Annotated in this window: 19 protein-coding genes; 13 read left to right on the top strand and 6 right to left on the bottom strand. The window is 69.9% G+C overall.

All coding sequences use genetic code 11. The features are described from left to right. Positions 1–63: 63 nt before the first annotated feature. From AW273_RS04400 to AW273_RS04380, 5 genes are all read left to right on the top strand, one after another. Positions 64–252 (top strand): hypothetical protein, encoded by a 189-nt coding sequence (locus AW273_RS04400; RefSeq protein WP_062345313.1) that lies wholly within the window; start codon positions 64–66, stop codon positions 250–252. A 76-nt stretch (positions 253–328) separates the two neighbouring features. Then, positions 329–859 (top strand): hypothetical protein, encoded by a 531-nt coding sequence (locus AW273_RS04395; protein WP_062345311.1) that lies wholly within the window; start codon positions 329–331, stop codon positions 857–859. A 43-nt stretch (positions 860–902) separates the two neighbouring features. Further along, positions 903–1,583 (top strand): response regulator transcription factor, encoded by a 681-nt coding sequence (locus AW273_RS04390; protein ID WP_062345309.1) that lies wholly within the window; start codon positions 903–905, stop codon positions 1,581–1,583. After that, on the top strand, positions 1,580–2,935 hold the full coding sequence (locus AW273_RS04385) for a sensor histidine kinase (protein ID WP_062345307.1): 1,356 nt from the start codon (positions 1,580–1,582) through the stop codon (positions 2,933–2,935). Before AW273_RS04390 ends, AW273_RS04385 begins: the two co-directional genes overlap by 4 nt. 51 nt (positions 2,936–2,986) lie before the next feature. After that, the gene (locus tag AW273_RS04380; RefSeq protein WP_062345305.1) at positions 2,987–3,535 is read left to right on the top strand and encodes a hypothetical protein; all 549 of its coding nucleotides are present in this window, start codon (positions 2,987–2,989) and stop codon (positions 3,533–3,535) included. Between the two features lie 72 nt (positions 3,536–3,607). On the opposite strand, the gene AW273_RS04375 is transcribed toward AW273_RS04380, so the two are convergent. Both AW273_RS04375 and AW273_RS36960 read right to left on the bottom strand, forming a co-directional pair. After that, on the bottom strand, positions 3,608–4,537 hold the full coding sequence (locus AW273_RS04375) for a phosphotransferase (RefSeq protein WP_062345303.1): 930 nt from the start codon (positions 4,535–4,537) through the stop codon (positions 3,608–3,610). 5 nt (positions 4,538–4,542) lie between these two features. After that, positions 4,543–4,752 (bottom strand): hypothetical protein, encoded by a 210-nt coding sequence (locus AW273_RS36960; protein WP_062345301.1) that lies wholly within the window; start codon positions 4,750–4,752, stop codon positions 4,543–4,545. A gap of 146 nt (positions 4,753–4,898) precedes the next feature. Here AW273_RS36960 and AW273_RS04365 point away from each other — a divergent pair, with 146 nt between their 5' ends. Continuing rightward, positions 4,899–6,152 (top strand): SGNH/GDSL hydrolase family protein, encoded by a 1,254-nt coding sequence (locus AW273_RS04365; RefSeq protein WP_062345299.1) that lies wholly within the window; start codon positions 4,899–4,901, stop codon positions 6,150–6,152. Here AW273_RS04365 and AW273_RS04360 read toward each other — a convergent pair. Further along, positions 6,094–6,780, bottom strand: a complete 687-nt coding sequence (locus AW273_RS04360) for a phosphatase PAP2 family protein (protein ID WP_062345297.1) — start codon at positions 6,778–6,780, stop codon at positions 6,094–6,096. The two genes, AW273_RS04365 and AW273_RS04360, sit on opposite strands and share 59 nt — an antisense overlap. A gap of 52 nt (positions 6,781–6,832) precedes the next feature. After that, positions 6,833–7,726: an aminoglycoside phosphotransferase family protein gene (locus tag AW273_RS04355; RefSeq protein WP_062345474.1), complete on the bottom strand. Its 894-nt coding sequence runs from the start codon at positions 7,724–7,726 to the stop codon at positions 6,833–6,835. A gap of 59 nt (positions 7,727–7,785) precedes the next feature. Between AW273_RS04355 and AW273_RS04350 the strand changes: the two genes are divergently transcribed. Beyond that, positions 7,786–8,604 (top strand): SDR family oxidoreductase, encoded by an 819-nt coding sequence (locus tag AW273_RS04350; protein ID WP_062345295.1) that lies wholly within the window; start codon positions 7,786–7,788, stop codon positions 8,602–8,604. Between the two features lie 53 nt (positions 8,605–8,657). Here the strand turns inward: AW273_RS04350 and AW273_RS04345 are convergent, their stop codons facing one another. Next, positions 8,658–9,338, bottom strand: a complete 681-nt coding sequence (locus tag AW273_RS04345) for an NADPH-dependent F420 reductase (RefSeq protein WP_062345294.1) — start codon at positions 9,336–9,338, stop codon at positions 8,658–8,660. A 53-nt stretch (positions 9,339–9,391) separates the two neighbouring features. Here AW273_RS04345 and AW273_RS04340 point away from each other — a divergent pair, with 53 nt between their 5' ends. Beyond that, entirely contained in the window at positions 9,392–10,348 is a 957-nt protein-coding gene (locus AW273_RS04340; RefSeq protein ID WP_062345292.1) for a DUF1152 domain-containing protein, read from the top strand. A gap of 131 nt (positions 10,349–10,479) precedes the next feature. Here AW273_RS04340 and AW273_RS04335 read toward each other — a convergent pair whose 3' ends face one another. Next, the gene (locus AW273_RS04335) at positions 10,480–11,061 is read right to left on the bottom strand and encodes a TetR/AcrR family transcriptional regulator (protein ID WP_062345290.1); all 582 of its coding nucleotides are present in this window, start codon (positions 11,059–11,061) and stop codon (positions 10,480–10,482) included. A gap of 104 nt (positions 11,062–11,165) precedes the next feature. On the opposite strand from AW273_RS04335, the gene AW273_RS04330 reads away from it, so the two are divergent. The 5 genes from AW273_RS04330 (at position 11,166) to AW273_RS04310 (ending at position 14,645) form a co-directional block, all read left to right on the top strand. Continuing rightward, positions 11,166–11,714, top strand: a complete 549-nt coding sequence (locus tag AW273_RS04330) for a hypothetical protein (protein WP_062345287.1) — start codon at positions 11,166–11,168, stop codon at positions 11,712–11,714. Between the two features lie 86 nt (positions 11,715–11,800). Next, positions 11,801–13,102, top strand: coding sequence for a hypothetical protein (locus AW273_RS36955; protein WP_157555548.1), 1,302 nt, complete (start codon positions 11,801–11,803; stop codon positions 13,100–13,102). 90 nt (positions 13,103–13,192) lie between these two features. Next, positions 13,193–13,369 (top strand): hypothetical protein, encoded by a 177-nt coding sequence (locus tag AW273_RS04320; RefSeq protein WP_198167985.1) that lies wholly within the window; start codon positions 13,193–13,195, stop codon positions 13,367–13,369. A gap of 132 nt (positions 13,370–13,501) precedes the next feature. Then, positions 13,502–14,176 (top strand): hypothetical protein, encoded by a 675-nt coding sequence (locus tag AW273_RS04315; RefSeq protein ID WP_083949481.1) that lies wholly within the window; start codon positions 13,502–13,504, stop codon positions 14,174–14,176. 172 nt (positions 14,177–14,348) lie between these two features. After that, on the top strand, positions 14,349–14,645 hold the full coding sequence (locus tag AW273_RS04310; RefSeq protein WP_157555547.1) for a hypothetical protein: 297 nt from the start codon (positions 14,349–14,351) through the stop codon (positions 14,643–14,645). Positions 14,646–14,719: the final 74 nt, after the last annotated feature.

Raw genomic sequence — 14,719 nt, 5'->3', positions numbered from 1 at the left:
GGTTGATTTCGCGGTCGGAGTGCCTGCCTCTCCGGCGCCTTCACCGGCAGTGTCTACCGGTCGATGCCGCAAGACGCGGCCGACTGGAAGTTCGTCGTGCGGCAGAAGAGCAAGGAGCAGAACATCTTCTACGGGTCGGCGAAGGACATCACGTACTGGATGAACCGCGGTTTCACCTTGCGCAACCCCGAGCACTGCAACACGTGGACCGCCATGAACTCACTGGTCGCCGGACCTTACTATCCGAGCTGAAATCTCAGGTTCTTGCCAAGAAGGGTCCCTATCGTCCCGAGCGCCACAACCGCTCACACGAAAGGGAATCCCTCCCATGCGGCGTAGTACCTTCGTCCCCGCTCTGCTCGGCGCGGCTCTGGCCGGCGCCACCCTGGTCGGCGTCGCGCCCGCCTCGGCGACCACCGGCACCCCGTGCGAGAAGGCGCCGTGGATCGGCCAGGTGCAGGGCAGGCCCAAGGGCCTCACCCCGGGGGCGCGGGCCGGTGACTACTTCTGGCACGACAGGGCCGGCTTCCACCTTCGCATCACGCAGAAGAAGCCGCGCAAGGCCACGACCTACACCGGCACCATCACCTCGAACGCCCCGATCCGCGACTTCAAGTGGGTCAAGCTTGAGCACAAGCAGGACTCGGTCGTCCTGTCCGAGGACAAGCTCACCATCACGTTCAAGGTCGTCAACCACGGCTGGGTCGACGGTTTCTCGTTCCGCACCTCGTGCGCCGACAGCCTCACCGTCTCCGGGCTGACCATCAACACGAAGGCGCTGCCGGCCGGCAAGGTCTACCTCGGCAAGACCAAGGCCCACCCCGCCTCGATCCCCTTCACGGTGCACCGTAAGGCCTAAACTTCCAGGTCCGGCCGCATATGGCCGGAGGAGGTAAAAGCAGATGGGCGCACACCGGATCCTCGCCGTGGACGACGACCCGGCGATCCTGCGGGTGCTCCGCCGGGGGCTCACCCTGGAAGGCTTCACCGTGGAGGCGGCCGGCGGCGGCCGGGCCGCGCTGGAGATAGCCGACCGCGTCGACGCGATCGTCCTGGACGTCTCGATGCCCGGCGTGACCGGCATCGAGGTGTGCGCCGAACTGCGCCGCCGGGGTTCGGAGGTCCCGATCCTCATGTTGTCGGCCCTCGATGAGGTCGCCGACCGCGTCGCCGGTCTCACCGCCGGGGCCGACGACTACATGGTCAAACCGTTCGACCTCATTGAACTGGCGCTGCGGCTCCGGGCGCTGCTGCGCCGTTCGGGCGCGGCGCCGGTCGGGTCGGGCGTGCGGGCCGGCGGCCTGGTGCTCGACACCGACGGCCGCGACGCCGTCTTCAACGGCCGGCCGCTGGCGCTCACCCGGCGGGAGTTCGACCTGCTGGAGGTGCTGGCCAGGAACCACGGCATCGTGTTGTCGCGTGAGGTGCTGCTCGAACGCGTCTGGGGCTACGACTTCGCGGTCACCGCCAACGCGGTCGAGACGTTCATCGGCTACCTGCGCAGGAAACTCGAAGCCGAGGGCGAGCCGAGGATCCTGGAGACGGTCCGCGGCGTCGGATATGTCCTGCGGGTCCGGTCGTGAGATTGTCGACCAGGTTCGCGCTGGGCGTGGCCGTGCTGCTGCCGCTGCTGGTCGGGTCGCTGGGCCTGCTGTTCGCCCGGTTGTCGGCCGACGACCTGCGCACCGCCCGCGACGAACGGCTGATGCAGCGCCTCCAGGCGTTCACCCCGCTCGCCCTGAACCACACGCAGCGCCCGGTCCGCCTCCGTCCGGCGGAGGGCGATTCGTCCGAGGGCGTGTACGTCGATCCGGTCCGCGGCCAGCCGCTGGTCATCGGCGCGGTCCCGCCGGAGCTGCCGGCCCCGGCGACGGCCCCCGCCACCGCCGGGACCTGGCGTTACGTCAGCACCGACCTGGGCCGCCGGGGCCGCCTGTGGATCTTCGAGGAGCAGGGCCCGCTCGACGCCCGGATCTCCGGCCGGTACGACCAGCTCCTGATCGCCACCCTGATCGCCCTGGGCGTGGGGGCGGTCGCCGGACTGACCCTCGGCCGGTTCACGCTCCGCCCGCTGACCCGCCTGACCGAGGACGTGAGGGCGGGCAACGGCCGGCTGACCCGCAAGACCCGCGCCCGGGAGATCGACGAACTGGCGGGCCTGGTCAACCGCCTGCTCGACCGCCGCGACGAGGCCGTGCACCGCACCGCCGAGGCCCTGGAGACCGCCCGCGCCTTCGCCGCCACCGCGGCCCACGAACTGCGCACCCCGCTGACGAGCATGGGCGGCAACATCGCCCTGCTCGGCTACCCGACCCTGCCGCCGGAGGACCGCGTCGAGGTCATCCGCGACCTGGCCATGGAACAGGCCCGGCTCGAACGCCTCATCACGATGCTCCGCCAGCTGGCCCGGGGCGAGCTGATGGAACCCGACTCGCTGAAGGACGTCGACCTGGCGGGGGTGAGTGAGGTGGCCGTACAGGAGGCGACCCGAAGGCACCGCCACGCCCGCTTCGTCGCCCACCTCCCCGACGCGGCCATGGTGAGAGGCTGGCCCGAGGGCCTGCGCATGATCGTCGACAACCTGCTGGAGAACGCGGCCGTGCACGGCGTCGGCCCCCACGGGACGGTCCGGGTGGAGCTGACCGTCCGGGTGGAGGGCACGGTGGCGTTGCTGCGCGTGGCCGACGACGGCCCCGGCATGCCGCGTGAGCTGCACCAGGAGGCCTTCAACCGGTTCAGCCGCCGGGCGGGCAGCCCGGGGACGGGCCTCGGGTTGACGTTGATCCACCAGCAGGTGGTGCTGCACGGCGGCACGGTCGAGATCGAGCCGTCTTCGGGACGGGGGTTGTCGGTGCTCGTGCAGATGCCGATCGCCTGGCGGCCCGACGGGCCGAGCGACGGGTTGTCGTGGTTGTCGCTGCACCAGAAGATCTGACAGGCAGAGCCAGCCGAGGTTTGTCGGTGGCGGCTTCTAGTCTGCGCGATCATGACTGAAGACGGGATTCAGACCCTCCGACTGGAACTGCACGTCGAAGACTGCGGCCAGGTCCACCTGCTCGAACACGATCTCGGTGAGACCCCCAACACAGGTCAGGAGGTCGCCTACGTCGAGGTGCGTAGCGGGATCGCCGACATCTGGATCTCCACGCAGTGGGGGCGCATCCCGTTCACGGTGACCGTCGCCGACCGTGATCCGGGCGCTGACCTTGACGGCTACGACGACGTTGTGGAGATCGGCTACAGCTCCGCGTCCGGCCGGGTGGTGATGGCGGGCTGGGCGCTCGACTGGAGCGACGACGACGCCCGCCACCTCCCCCCGTTGCCCGCCGGCCCCGGCGACTACCGGTTGCGCTACCACGTGCGCGGCATCGACGCGGAACGCTGCGCTGTCGACGACCACTACCTGCAGATCTGGCCGTCGCCGCCGTCCGCGCCAGTGGTGCGCAAGGCCACCAGCCGTGCCTACGAATACTTCAAAGACCCGAAGGCCTACGTGGACGCAGGGGAGGAGGCCCGGCGCAGGTCAGATCTGTGACATGCAGGGTCCGTCACCGAGACCCGGCAGGGACGTTTCTGGCAGTACGCGATCAACGGCCAGATCGTGTCCTCACGCCGACGCCCACCGGCTCCGCAGCCACCCGATGGTCGCCCGCCGCCCGTGTTCGCGCCGCTCCCGCAGGTGGGGAGCGTGCGCCAGCCCCGGCAGGGCGGCGGTGAGCGTCCAGTAGCCGGCCAGTGCGACGAGGAAGGCGTCGACCGGCTCCGGCTCCGCGACGGGCCCGAGCAGCGGTTCGGGATCGAGCCCCCCGAGGTCCGACTGAAGCAGCAGGCAGACCTTGTCGGTCCAGGCGGGCCCGACGCAGGCCCGCCCCCAGTCGACGATCCGGGCCGTGCCGGTCGCCGGATCGATGACGATGTTGTCGAACCTCGGATCGAAGTGGACGAGCGAGTCGCCGACGACGACGTCACTCCAGACCGCCTCGACGGAGGCCAGCCGCGACAGGTGCCGCCGCTCCCATTCCCCGACATCGCCGACCGCGACCGGCCCTGACCGCCCGTCGCGCGCCAGCCCGCGCCAGGTCTCACAACGCCCGGCCAGCCGCTCGCCCAGCGTCGGCAGGCCGCCGACGGGCGACGGCGTCAACTCCCGCGCGCAGACCGCGAGCATGTCGATCGCGGCGGCCAGCTCGTCCATCTGCCACGGCTCTTGTGGCAGTGCCCCCGGCGCGACGTCGAAGCAGAGCAGGAACCACCCGGCCGCCTCGAACACGAACCGCAGCCGAGGCGTGGGAACGGCGCGGGGGAGCGCGGCGGCGACCACGGCCTCGGTCCGATAGTCCTGGACGTTCCCGGCGTCGTCCCGAACCGCCTTCACGAAGACCTGGTCACCGTCGGCGAGAAAGGCGACCCCGAGAACACCAAACGAGAAACCGCCCTGCCGCTCCTCGAACCCGATGACCGCCGTCCCAAGCCGGGTCTCGAATTCGTCGGTGACGGCGGCGGGAAGCTCGGTCCAGGCGACGCGCTGCGTTCTCATGGACGTCATTCGGGCGGAACCAGGCCGTGGTCCGCAAGGGCCTTGAGGGTCTTCTCCATGCATTCGTCGGCCGAGAACGCGTCCACGCGCAGGGACCATTCGCCCGTGCTCGCGGCGAAGGTCCACGGCCGGACGCCGCCCCGGCCGGCGTCCACCCTGAGAAGCGCGTCGACGTCACACTCCAGCAGCCAGTCGAGCAAGGCGATCGCGTCCATCACGGCACGGTACAGGACCCCTTGACGATCGGGCCGATACGCGGTCTTGTGGGTGAAGCGGTCTTCACAAGATCTTGACTCGGTGAGTGAGTCGTGTTGTCATCGAAATACCCTCCATTACCTGCCAGTTTGATAGGAAATTTCGCATGCGCAGACTCCGCCGAGCAGCGATCACGACCGCACTCCTCTTAGCCGCGGCAGGACTCCACGTCATCCAGAGCGGCGCGGCCCAGGCCGCGCTTCCGACGGCGGCCGTCGCGCTCGGCGACAGCTTCGTCAGCGGCGAAGGGGCGGGCGACTATCAGCCCGTCGTCGACTCCAACGGCACCGCGCAGGGCTTCCCCGGCTGGTCGGCGCCCAACGACAACGCCTACTTCTGCCACCGCTCCGCCAACGCCTCCCTGTTCAAGGCCGACCTTCCCGGCATCCAAGACCGGTTCAACCTGGCCTGTTCCGGCGGACAGCCGCACGACGTCGCCAACGCCTCCAGCGCCCGCGCCAACGGCCGCACCGTCAAGTCGCAACTCGACCAGCTTCGCGCCGTCGCGCAGACGCACGACATCGACGTCGTCCTCATCGGCCTCGGCTCCAACAACAGCCAGTTCACCTTCGGCGACGTCGCCACGTTGTGCGCCAACCGGTTCATCGCCGACGCCTGGACCGGCTGGTGGGAGTTCTGGGCCTATCTCGGGGGAGACGTCCCGCAGGAGCCGTGCACGGTGTCCGACCTCGGCAGCCCGGCGGAGGTCGTCACGGCCACCAACGAGACCACCGCGGCCCTGCGCCAGATCCTCGACACCCTCGCCCAGGTCGACGCCGACGGCGTGCACCAGGTGGTGCTCCAGACGTACACGAACCCCCTGCCTCTGGACGTCGCCCCGCAGTACCGCGACGAAGACGGCCGCACCGACACCCGCGACAAGTTCCGCGACCTCGGCGCGGAACGGTACGCCGCCGGATGCCCGATCCACCGCGCCAGCCTCGCCCCCGGCCACGTCTTCTCGACCAACCTCGGCGACCTGGTCAAGAACGCGTACAACACCCTCGCCGCCGAACGCCCGGCCGCCAACCTGCGCGTGCTCGACGTGCAGCGCGCCTTCGACGGCGCCCGCCTGTGCGAGAACCCCGGCAGCCCGTCGGGCACCCTCGCCACGCCGGTCAGGGTGATGGAGGGGCCGACCGGCAACCACGTCACGAGCCTGTCGGGCTGGGACAAGATCCGCATCCAGCGGGCGGCCAACGCCTGCGTGACCTACTTCCAGACCTGCCAGGAGTCGTGGCACCCCAACGCCGCCGGGCACACCGTCCTCGGCCAGTGCCTCTCGGGCGCGCTGACCGCCGCTACCCGGACGGTCGTGACCTGCGCACGGAACTCCAACGGGACTCTGACCATCTCCTGACCCCGACCGCGACGGCGAGCAGCACCACACTCGCCACGAGGTCGAGCACGTAGTGGTTGCCCGTGACGACCACCACCACCGCCATCCCGACGGGAAACGCCCACGCCAGGACCGCCAGGCGTGGGCGTGCCGCCCAGACGGCGTAGCCGGCCCAGAGCGACCAGCCGAAATGGAGGCTGGGCAGGGCGGAATAGAGGTTCGCGCCTCTCGATCCGACGACGTCGACGACGCCCGGGAGCGCGAACCTCGGCGGCGACATCGGGATCGTGAAGAAGACCACCAGAGCGAACGCGAGCATCAGCACCATGGTGCGGCGGGCTTTCACGTAGACGTCCGGGTGACGGACGAAAAGCCAGACCAGAACAGCGGCCAGGACGACGTAATAGAGGCGGTAGTAGAGAATCGCCGGCTGAACGAGCGCCGGATGGCCGGTGAGCCATCGATTCGCGGCCGGCTCGATGTCCAGCCCCAGGGCGTGTTCCCACGACTGGAGGACGAGCGCGTTGGCCGCGGCCTCTTCGGCGACGCCTGCTCCGGCGGCGGCGTGCAGGCGTGAGAAGAGGACGAACACCAAGCCCAATAAGGCGAGTTCGCCGACGACACTCAGCAGGCGGCGGTTTCCGCTCATGCGGAGACCCTAATCGCCTGAGATCGCCGAAAGCGGTCGAGGACCCGCGCTGTCAGCCCACGTCGGCCAGCAGGCGGTCGAGGCAGCGTTTGCCCAGGTGGGACATGACCGGATTGCTTCTCACGTAGTACCAGACGCACCCCATCGCCTGCACGAACGCCCACGCCTTCCCCCGCTCCCATTCGAGGTCGTCGACCCCGAGCAGTTCGCGGAAAACCTCACGGGGCCCGCTCTCAAGCAGGTTCCAGGCGCTCAGCAGGTCGAGCGCCGGATCGGCCGCCCCGAACCCGCCGACGTCGAGGATCCCCGTCAGCCGCCCACCGGCCACCAGCACGTTGCCGGGCAGCAGGTCGCCGTGGGTCATCACGTCGGCCGACCGGCGCGGCAACACGCGCAAGTCCGCCCACAGTTTGCGCAGCCTCGGCACGTCGAGCAGCGCCTCGCTCTGCCGGAGGCAGGTCTCCACCCACTCGTCGTGTACGTCGATCTCACCACCCCGGCCGCCACCGGAGAACGTCCGGCCACGGGTGTCGATCGCGCGCAGGTCGGTGATGAGATCGGCCAGGTCGTGCGCGAACCCGGCCGACTCCCCGGGATGGTCGTCGATGGCGACGACCCCGGGCAACCAGGTCTGCACCGACCACGGCAGCGGATAACCCGCCCCGGGTTCGCCGAGCGCGACCGGTTCGGGCGAGCGGAACCGCGTCCGCCCGGCCAGCTCACGGGCGGCCCCGGCCTCGGCTTCGAGCCAGTGCCGCGTCGACTCGACGTCGCCGGGAGGCTTCAGGGGGAAACGCGCCGTGTAACGGTCGCCGATGCGGAAGATCGCGTTGACGGTCCCGTGGGAGACGACGCCCGTGACGGCGAGGTCGCGCCACTGGGGGAACTGCTCGTCGACCAGCGCGCGGACCATCCGGGGCGACACCGTCAACTGGTTGGCATGCATTCCGACGACCCTTCCGGCCGCCCAGCCGGTCATGCAACCCATTTGTTACGGTCGCTGCCATGAAGATCCTGGTCGTCGGCGGCACCGGTTTCCTGGGCGCCGAACTCGTCCGGCAGGCGGCGGCCCACGGCCACGTTGTGGCCGCCACCTACTTCACCCGTCCGGGCGCGGCGGCCGAAGCCGGCTGGCGGTCGCTCGACGTCCGTGACCGCGCCGACGTGGCCCGCCTGGTCGCCGAGGTCGCCCCAGACGTCGTCGTCAACGCGGCCTACGTCCAGTCCGACTGGGTCACCACGGCCGTGGGCGCGGCCAACGTCGCCGTCGAGACGGCCGGCGTCCGGCTGGTGCAGGTGTCGAGCGACGCCGTCTTCTCCGGTGCGGCGGTCACCTACGCAGAGGACGCCGTCCCCGACCCCGACAGCCCCTACGGCGCGGCCAAGGCGGCGGCGGAGGTGGCGGCCCAGACGGTCAACCCCACCGCGGTGATCGCCCGGACGTCGCTGATCATCGGTGACGGCGGCTCGCCGCACGAGGCCCTGGTGCACACGCTGGCCTCGGGCGACCGGCCCGGGATCCTGTTCACCGACGACGTGCGCTGCCCCGTCCATGTCGCCGACCTCGCGGCGGGCCTGCTCGAACTCGCGGACTCGGGGCGCGCGGGCGTCCACCACCTGGCCGGAACCGACGCGCTGAGCCGCTACGAACTCGGCCTGCTGATCGCCCGGCGAGACGGCATCGACCCGGCCCGGCTGCCGTCGGGCACGCGGGCCGACGCCGGGCTGGCGGGGCGACGGGACGTGCGGCTCGACTGCGGGCTGACCCAGCGGCACCTGAAGACCAGGCTGCGCGGCGCCCGCGAGTTCCTGTCGGGTGAGTAGACACCGCCTGCGTGCCCTACGCGGACGACCAGGTCATGGCCATCCCCTGAGCGTCAACGCCGGGCGGCGTCCAGCTTCGCCTGGACCGACTCGGCGTCGCTGGGCACGCCGGGCGACTCCCAGAAGTTCTCGGTGTCCCCGGCGTAGAGGCCGCCGTAGGCAGGGGTGCCCGGCTGGTAGCGCCACCCGTCCGCGAGCTTCCCGGCGTCGACGGCGTCGTAGCCGATCCGGTCGAGGAACTCGATCGCCTCCGCCTTCGCGGCGGCGTCGTCGCCCGCGACGGCGAGCGCGCTGCGGTCGGCCGCGCCCGAGGGCCGCGGCAGTGCCCGCAGGTGCACGAAGTAGATGTTGTTGAAGACCTTGACCACCTTGGACGTCGCCAGATGCGCCTGCAGCAGTTCGCTGGACGTGGTGGTGTCGGCGTCGAGCTCGGGGAAGACCCCGTCGCGGTCCGGGTAGTAGTTGTTCGTGTCGAGCACGGTCTTGCCGGCGAGCGGCTCCACCGGGACCTGGCGGTAGGCGCCCAGCGGAACGCTGACGACCACGAAGTCGCCGGCCTCGGCGGCCTCGGCCGCGGTCGCCGCCCTGGCCCTCGGCCCGAGCTCGTCGACCAGGTCCCGCAACGTCTCGGGCCCCCGCGAGTTGCTCAGGACGACGTCGTAACCGGCCGCGACGGCGAGCCGGGCGACCGTGCCGCCGATGTGCCCGCTGCCGATGAATGCAACTGTTGTCATACGAGCTGCCAACTTCCCCGCCCCACGGGGCATTCCACCGGTAGGTTCCCGGCGTGTTCTCGTTGGCCGAACCCCCTCTTTTCACCCGGCTCAAGCAGGCCCGCCGCGTCCTGATCGCCGGGGCGGGCGGAGGATTCGACGTCTTCGCCGGGCTCCCGCTCGCCGTGGAACTGTGGGCGGCGGGCAAGGAGGTCCACCTGGCCAACCTGTCGTTCAGCCGCCTCCACGGCCTCGACCTCGACGTCTGGCTGGGCGAGAACGTGGCCGTGATCGGGCCCGAGACGGCCGGCCGTGACTCCTATTTCCCCGAACGGTCACTCGCCCGCTGCCTCGAAACCCACGGCCTGCCCTCCACGGTTCACGCCTTCCCCAAGGTCGGCGTCACCCCGTTACGGGCGGCCTACCGGATGCTGACCGAACGCCTGGACATCGACGCGATCGTGCTGGTCGACGGCGGCACCGACATCCTGCTCCGGGGAGACGAGGCGGGCCTGGGCACCCCCGAGGAGGACATGGCCAGCCTGGCCGCCGTCCACCGGCTCGACGTCGCGGAGAAGATCGTCGTCTGCCTGGGTTTCGGCGTCGACGCGTATCACGGGGTCAACCACGTCCAGGTGCTGGAGAACCTGGCGGCCCTCGACCGAGAGGGCGCCTATCTCGGCGCCTTCTCCATTCCCCGGGCCGGCCGGGCGGCGGAGATCTATCTGGACGCCGTCGCGTGCGCCCAAGCCGACACCCCCGAACACCCGAGCATCGTCAACGGCTCCATCGCGGCGGCCCTGACCGGCAGGTTCGGCGACGTCCAGTTCACCACGCGCACCAGGGGCAGCGAGTTGTTCGTCAACCCGCTCATGGCCCTCTACTGGGCCGTCGACGCCGACGCCCTGGCCCGCCGCTCGCTCTACCTGGACCGCCTCGAAGACACCGTCCTGATGCGCCAGATCAGCTCCATCATCGAGGGCTTCCGGGCGGAGATCACCCCGCGCCCGCCGAGGGCGTATCCGCACTGACGGCCACCGGCGCCTCACCCCGGCGGACGCCCCCAGCCGATGCGGAATGACCGGCAGGACAGGCGGAGACACGATCCACGCGATGCCAACCCACCATGGATCGACCTTCCGCGACGCGGAGGGAAGCGCTACTACAGGGGATCGGCGCGCAGAATCCCCTCGATCCCCTGAAGGAACGTCTCGCCGACCGCGGCCGGTTCGGACAGGCAGCCCGACGCCATCGCGCCGTCGCGCAACATGACGAAATGCCGCCCCGCGAGCTCGGGCGGCGTCTTCCCGGCCTGCGCGAGCAGATCGGTGACGGTGCGCAGGAACCATTCGCGATGCGCCAGCACGGCTCGGTGCACGGGATGCTCGGGGTCCGGATACTCCGCCACGGCGTTGAGGAACGCGCACCCGCGAAACCCGGGCGACCCGATGTCCTCGGCGATGGCCCTGGCCACCATGCGCAGGATCTCGCCCGCCGGCCTCCCACTGCCGAGGGCTTCGCCGACCCGATCGCGAATGGCCTGATCGGCCTCCCGCAGATAGGCGACGACGAGCTCGTCCTTCCCGGTGAAGTGCCGGTAGAGCGTCGCACGGGTCACCTTGGCCTCGGCGACGATCCGGTCGATCCCCACGGAGTGAAGCCCTTCCATGTAGAAGAGCCGGGTGGCGGTGCCGAGCAGCCGCGCACGCGCTTCGGACACCTGGCCTCGAGTGTTCTTCACCATGGCGAGATTAGCAGACAGAACGTTCGGTCTTGACGTGCTCGACATCATGGTGTCAGGCTGGGCAGCGATACCGAACGTTCTACCTCATTTGCCGGAGGATCCCCATGACCACTGTCACCACCTCCGCCGTCGCCACCTCCCTGCGCCGGCTGTACTTCGCCCGCTTCGCATTGGCCCTGGTCTGGGCCGGCCTGCTGGCCGCGACGGCGTCGAGCCTCGGCCCGGTCAGCATCGCCCTGCTGGTGCTCTACCCCCTGTTCGACGGAGTCGCCGCCGTCATCGACGCCCGCTCGTCGAAGGACAAGGGCCCGGCACCGAGCCTGTACGCCAACATCGCCATCAGCTGGCTGACCGCCGCCGGCCTGGCCGTCGCCGCCTCATCGGGCATCCCGGCGGTGCTGCGCGTGTGGGGCGCCTGGGCCGTCGTGTCCGGCGTCACACAGCTGGTCGTGGGTGTCATCCGCCGCCACCTGGACGGCCATTGGCCCATGATCCTCAGCGGCGGCATCTCAACCGTGGCCGGAACGTCGTTCATCCTGCAGGCCGGCCAGGACGGCGCATCGCTGCTCAACCTCGCCGGCTACGCCACCCTGGGCGGCCTCTTCTTCCTCGCCTCGGCCCTGCGCCTCGGCCGGGCCACCCGAGGTCGATGACCCGGACTCCTTCCGGGCCCGACGGATTCCCCGTCGGGGGCATAGGGGTGAGCTCCCTCTTTGGGGCGCGGACATAACCTTGTCCGGTGTCGGACGAACTCGGCCATGTGAGCGAACTCTGTGCCAGGGAATCGTTCGGCGAAGCCTCCGCCTTCGTGCGCGGCCTTCGCGCGGAACGCCCCGGGGAACCGTTCCCCGTCCTGCTCGACGCGCTGATCCACGCTCGACAGAAGGATGCCGAGTCCGCACGCGAACTGATCGATCGCGCCATGTTCCTGACCTCGCCCCCAGGCGCCGACTGCCTGGCTCTCGCCAGCATGATCTTCCGCGAACTGGGTGACACCACTCAGGCCATCTCCCACGGCTTGCGCGCGACCACGCTGAACCCGCATGACTGGCGGGGACATGTGGCCTTGGCCCGCGCCGCGACCGCAGCGGGTGAACTGCGAGTGCCGCAACACGAGGCCGAACGCGCGGCACGCCGAGCCGTGGACCTCGCGCCAGGTGAGGCATCGGCCCATCTGGCTCTTGGTGAGGCTCTGCTGGCGCACCCGCCTGGACGCATTCGCGCCCGTAGGGAAGGCGTCGCCGCCCTGGAACACGCCGCAGAACTGGCACCCGGCAACGCCGAGATCCAGAAGGCGCTGGCTGGGGCCCGTCCGAGCAAGGACACCACCGGTTGGCTGGGTTGCTTGGCATTACCCGCCGTCATCGCCGTACTCGTGGCCGGCCGCCAGTTCATCCAAATGGCGGGGGACGGTGTCGCTCACCTGCTGAGAATCGACCAGAACCGTCCAGACGGCGAACATTCCTTACCGGGTTTTCTGATCATCGCCGCGATCGGAGCCGTTGTCTGGGGCCTTGTACGCCTCATCAGAATCAAACGAAGAGGCGACCGGCCAGAAGTGGCGATCAGCCGGAGAAGAGCACTTTCGCGCGATCTGCATATGGCCGACGAAGAGAGTCTGCGAATCACGGCCACCGCCGCGGCCGCCGTCGTCTGCATGGTGCCCTTCTTCCTGACAGGATCCCTCGCCGCCACCGCCGCAGACGGCGCGCCCCCGGCAACCGACGGGGCACTCCTACCCCTGCTGGGCGCGGTCGCTCTGTCGGTCCTCGCCTGGTCGGCCGTGCGGTGGTGGTTCGGGTCGGGGCAGGTGCGACGAGCATTGAGGATCAGCGGAATTTTGCGGGGCTATCTGCTGACCAGCTACGTCATCGTGGTCGGTACCGTGCTGCTGAGCTGGGCGAAGGTATCCGACAAGAGGGTGTGGGCCGCACTGGTGGTGCTGCACTTCGTGTGGTTCATAGCCGCCATGGCCCCCGTGGTCATCGGTACGCGACTTGCCCGCCGCCGAGGCAGGAGCGGGCACATCTCCCCTGAGTAAGGAACCGAGGCATCGAAAAGCTCCCCGAGAAGGAGTGACGGGAGTCGAACCCGCGCTGTGGACACGCCGGTCGGCGCGGATCTTATGACCGTGAGTCACCATGGGCCGCCTCGGTTCCTCACCCGTTCACACGGACACGAGTACGCCATCGACGCCATGCTCTGCGCCACCGCTCTCGCGGCCCCTGGCCCCGTGACGGTTCTCACCTCCGATCCGGACGACCTGGCCGCTCTGTGCGGCGGACGCGTCATCGTCATGAAGGTCTGAAGGGGCTCACCGGAGAAGCGCCCAACCGACCGCAAACAGGGATCAAATCCTCATCAAGGGAACAATGGGGGCCGCGCACGCGTACCTTCGTGCTGACCGTTCGACATGAACACTGCGCGAAGGAGCCGTCAGGTGACCGGCACTCTGACCTTGCAAGCACTGCGGCGACTGAGGACCACCCCTGGCGGGCAACTCGACTGCCGGATCAGTTTCTCCGACGGATCGCAACCTTCGCGGCCGGTCGCTTATGTCGAACGCGAGGTGCCGCCCGGCGGCATATCCGCCTACCTCGCGGCCCGGAAGAGCGGAGCCCGCTTCTTCGTCCTGTGGGCGGACGAGCATCGCCAGGCGCGGGTCGCCACCCTGGTCACCGTCTCCACGGGCAACGGGCGGGCACAGTTCAAGGTGCTCGGCCCGCAAGGCGAACCACTCGGTGCGTTCACGCGCGACAAGGCGTTCAGCCGGCGACTGCGCACACGCTGGACGGTGAGCCGCCCCGGCAGCCCCGACGCGGTGGGATACAAGGGCCGGCTGTTCTGGTGGTGCGTGTGGTGGCTCTGCACGCCCCTGCTACCGCTCATCCTCGTGGCCAGCCTGTTCGGCGGCGGCGGCGGTGACTTCCCGCGCGGCCCACGCCGCATCAAGTGGCGCTCCGGCGGACAGGTCCCGCTTGAGTTCAAGTCGTCCGGGGACACGGTACATCTGTACGCACCGGAGCTGGACTGGCGGCTCGGGGCCGCCCTCGTGGCCCTGATCCCCTCCTTCGACGGCTGGATCGGTGACCCCTGGGACAGCAGGAAGGACTGACGGGAAGGCGGCGCGCCCGTGATGCGGCGGGAGGCGCGGAGGCCGCGTGAGCAGGATCTCGGCGAAGGGCCGGCCCGGGAAATGCTCGCCGCCCCCCGTGTGCAGGTGCGGATGTCCTCCCACGTGAACACCTTCTCCTCCCGGGGGCCGCGTGGGCTGGTACAAATGCGACATGAGCGAACTCGCCGGCTATCCCCCACAGCCGAACGTGCGGCCGGCCCGGCGGGTCTACAGCCGGAAGTACCGCGTGTGGGCCCGCGTGCTCCTGTGGACGCCGATCGCGATCACGGTGGTCGGTGTCATCCTCGGCCTGGGGCTGTTCGCAGCCGCTGATGCCGACCCGACGCACAGTTCGTCCGCGCTCGGCTATCTCGGCCTCGTCGTGTGGGGCGGCCTCGCGGTCCTGTCGCCGGTCCTGCTCGGGTCGTTCATCGCCGGGCTGGTCATGGTGATCCGCGCGCGCAACTGAGGCCGCGGCGGGACGCGACCCGCCTCGACCTGCTCCAGGCCGGCCCCGCCTGGACGATGTCGTGGCCACGCCGG

The organism is Herbidospora yilanensis (genome assembly GCF_001570565.1).
In the GTDB taxonomy this organism is placed as follows: domain Bacteria; phylum Actinomycetota; class Actinomycetes; order Streptosporangiales; family Streptosporangiaceae; genus Herbidospora; species Herbidospora yilanensis.
Note: the sequence above shows the minus strand (reverse complement) of the source record. Positions and strands in the feature narration are given on the sequence as shown.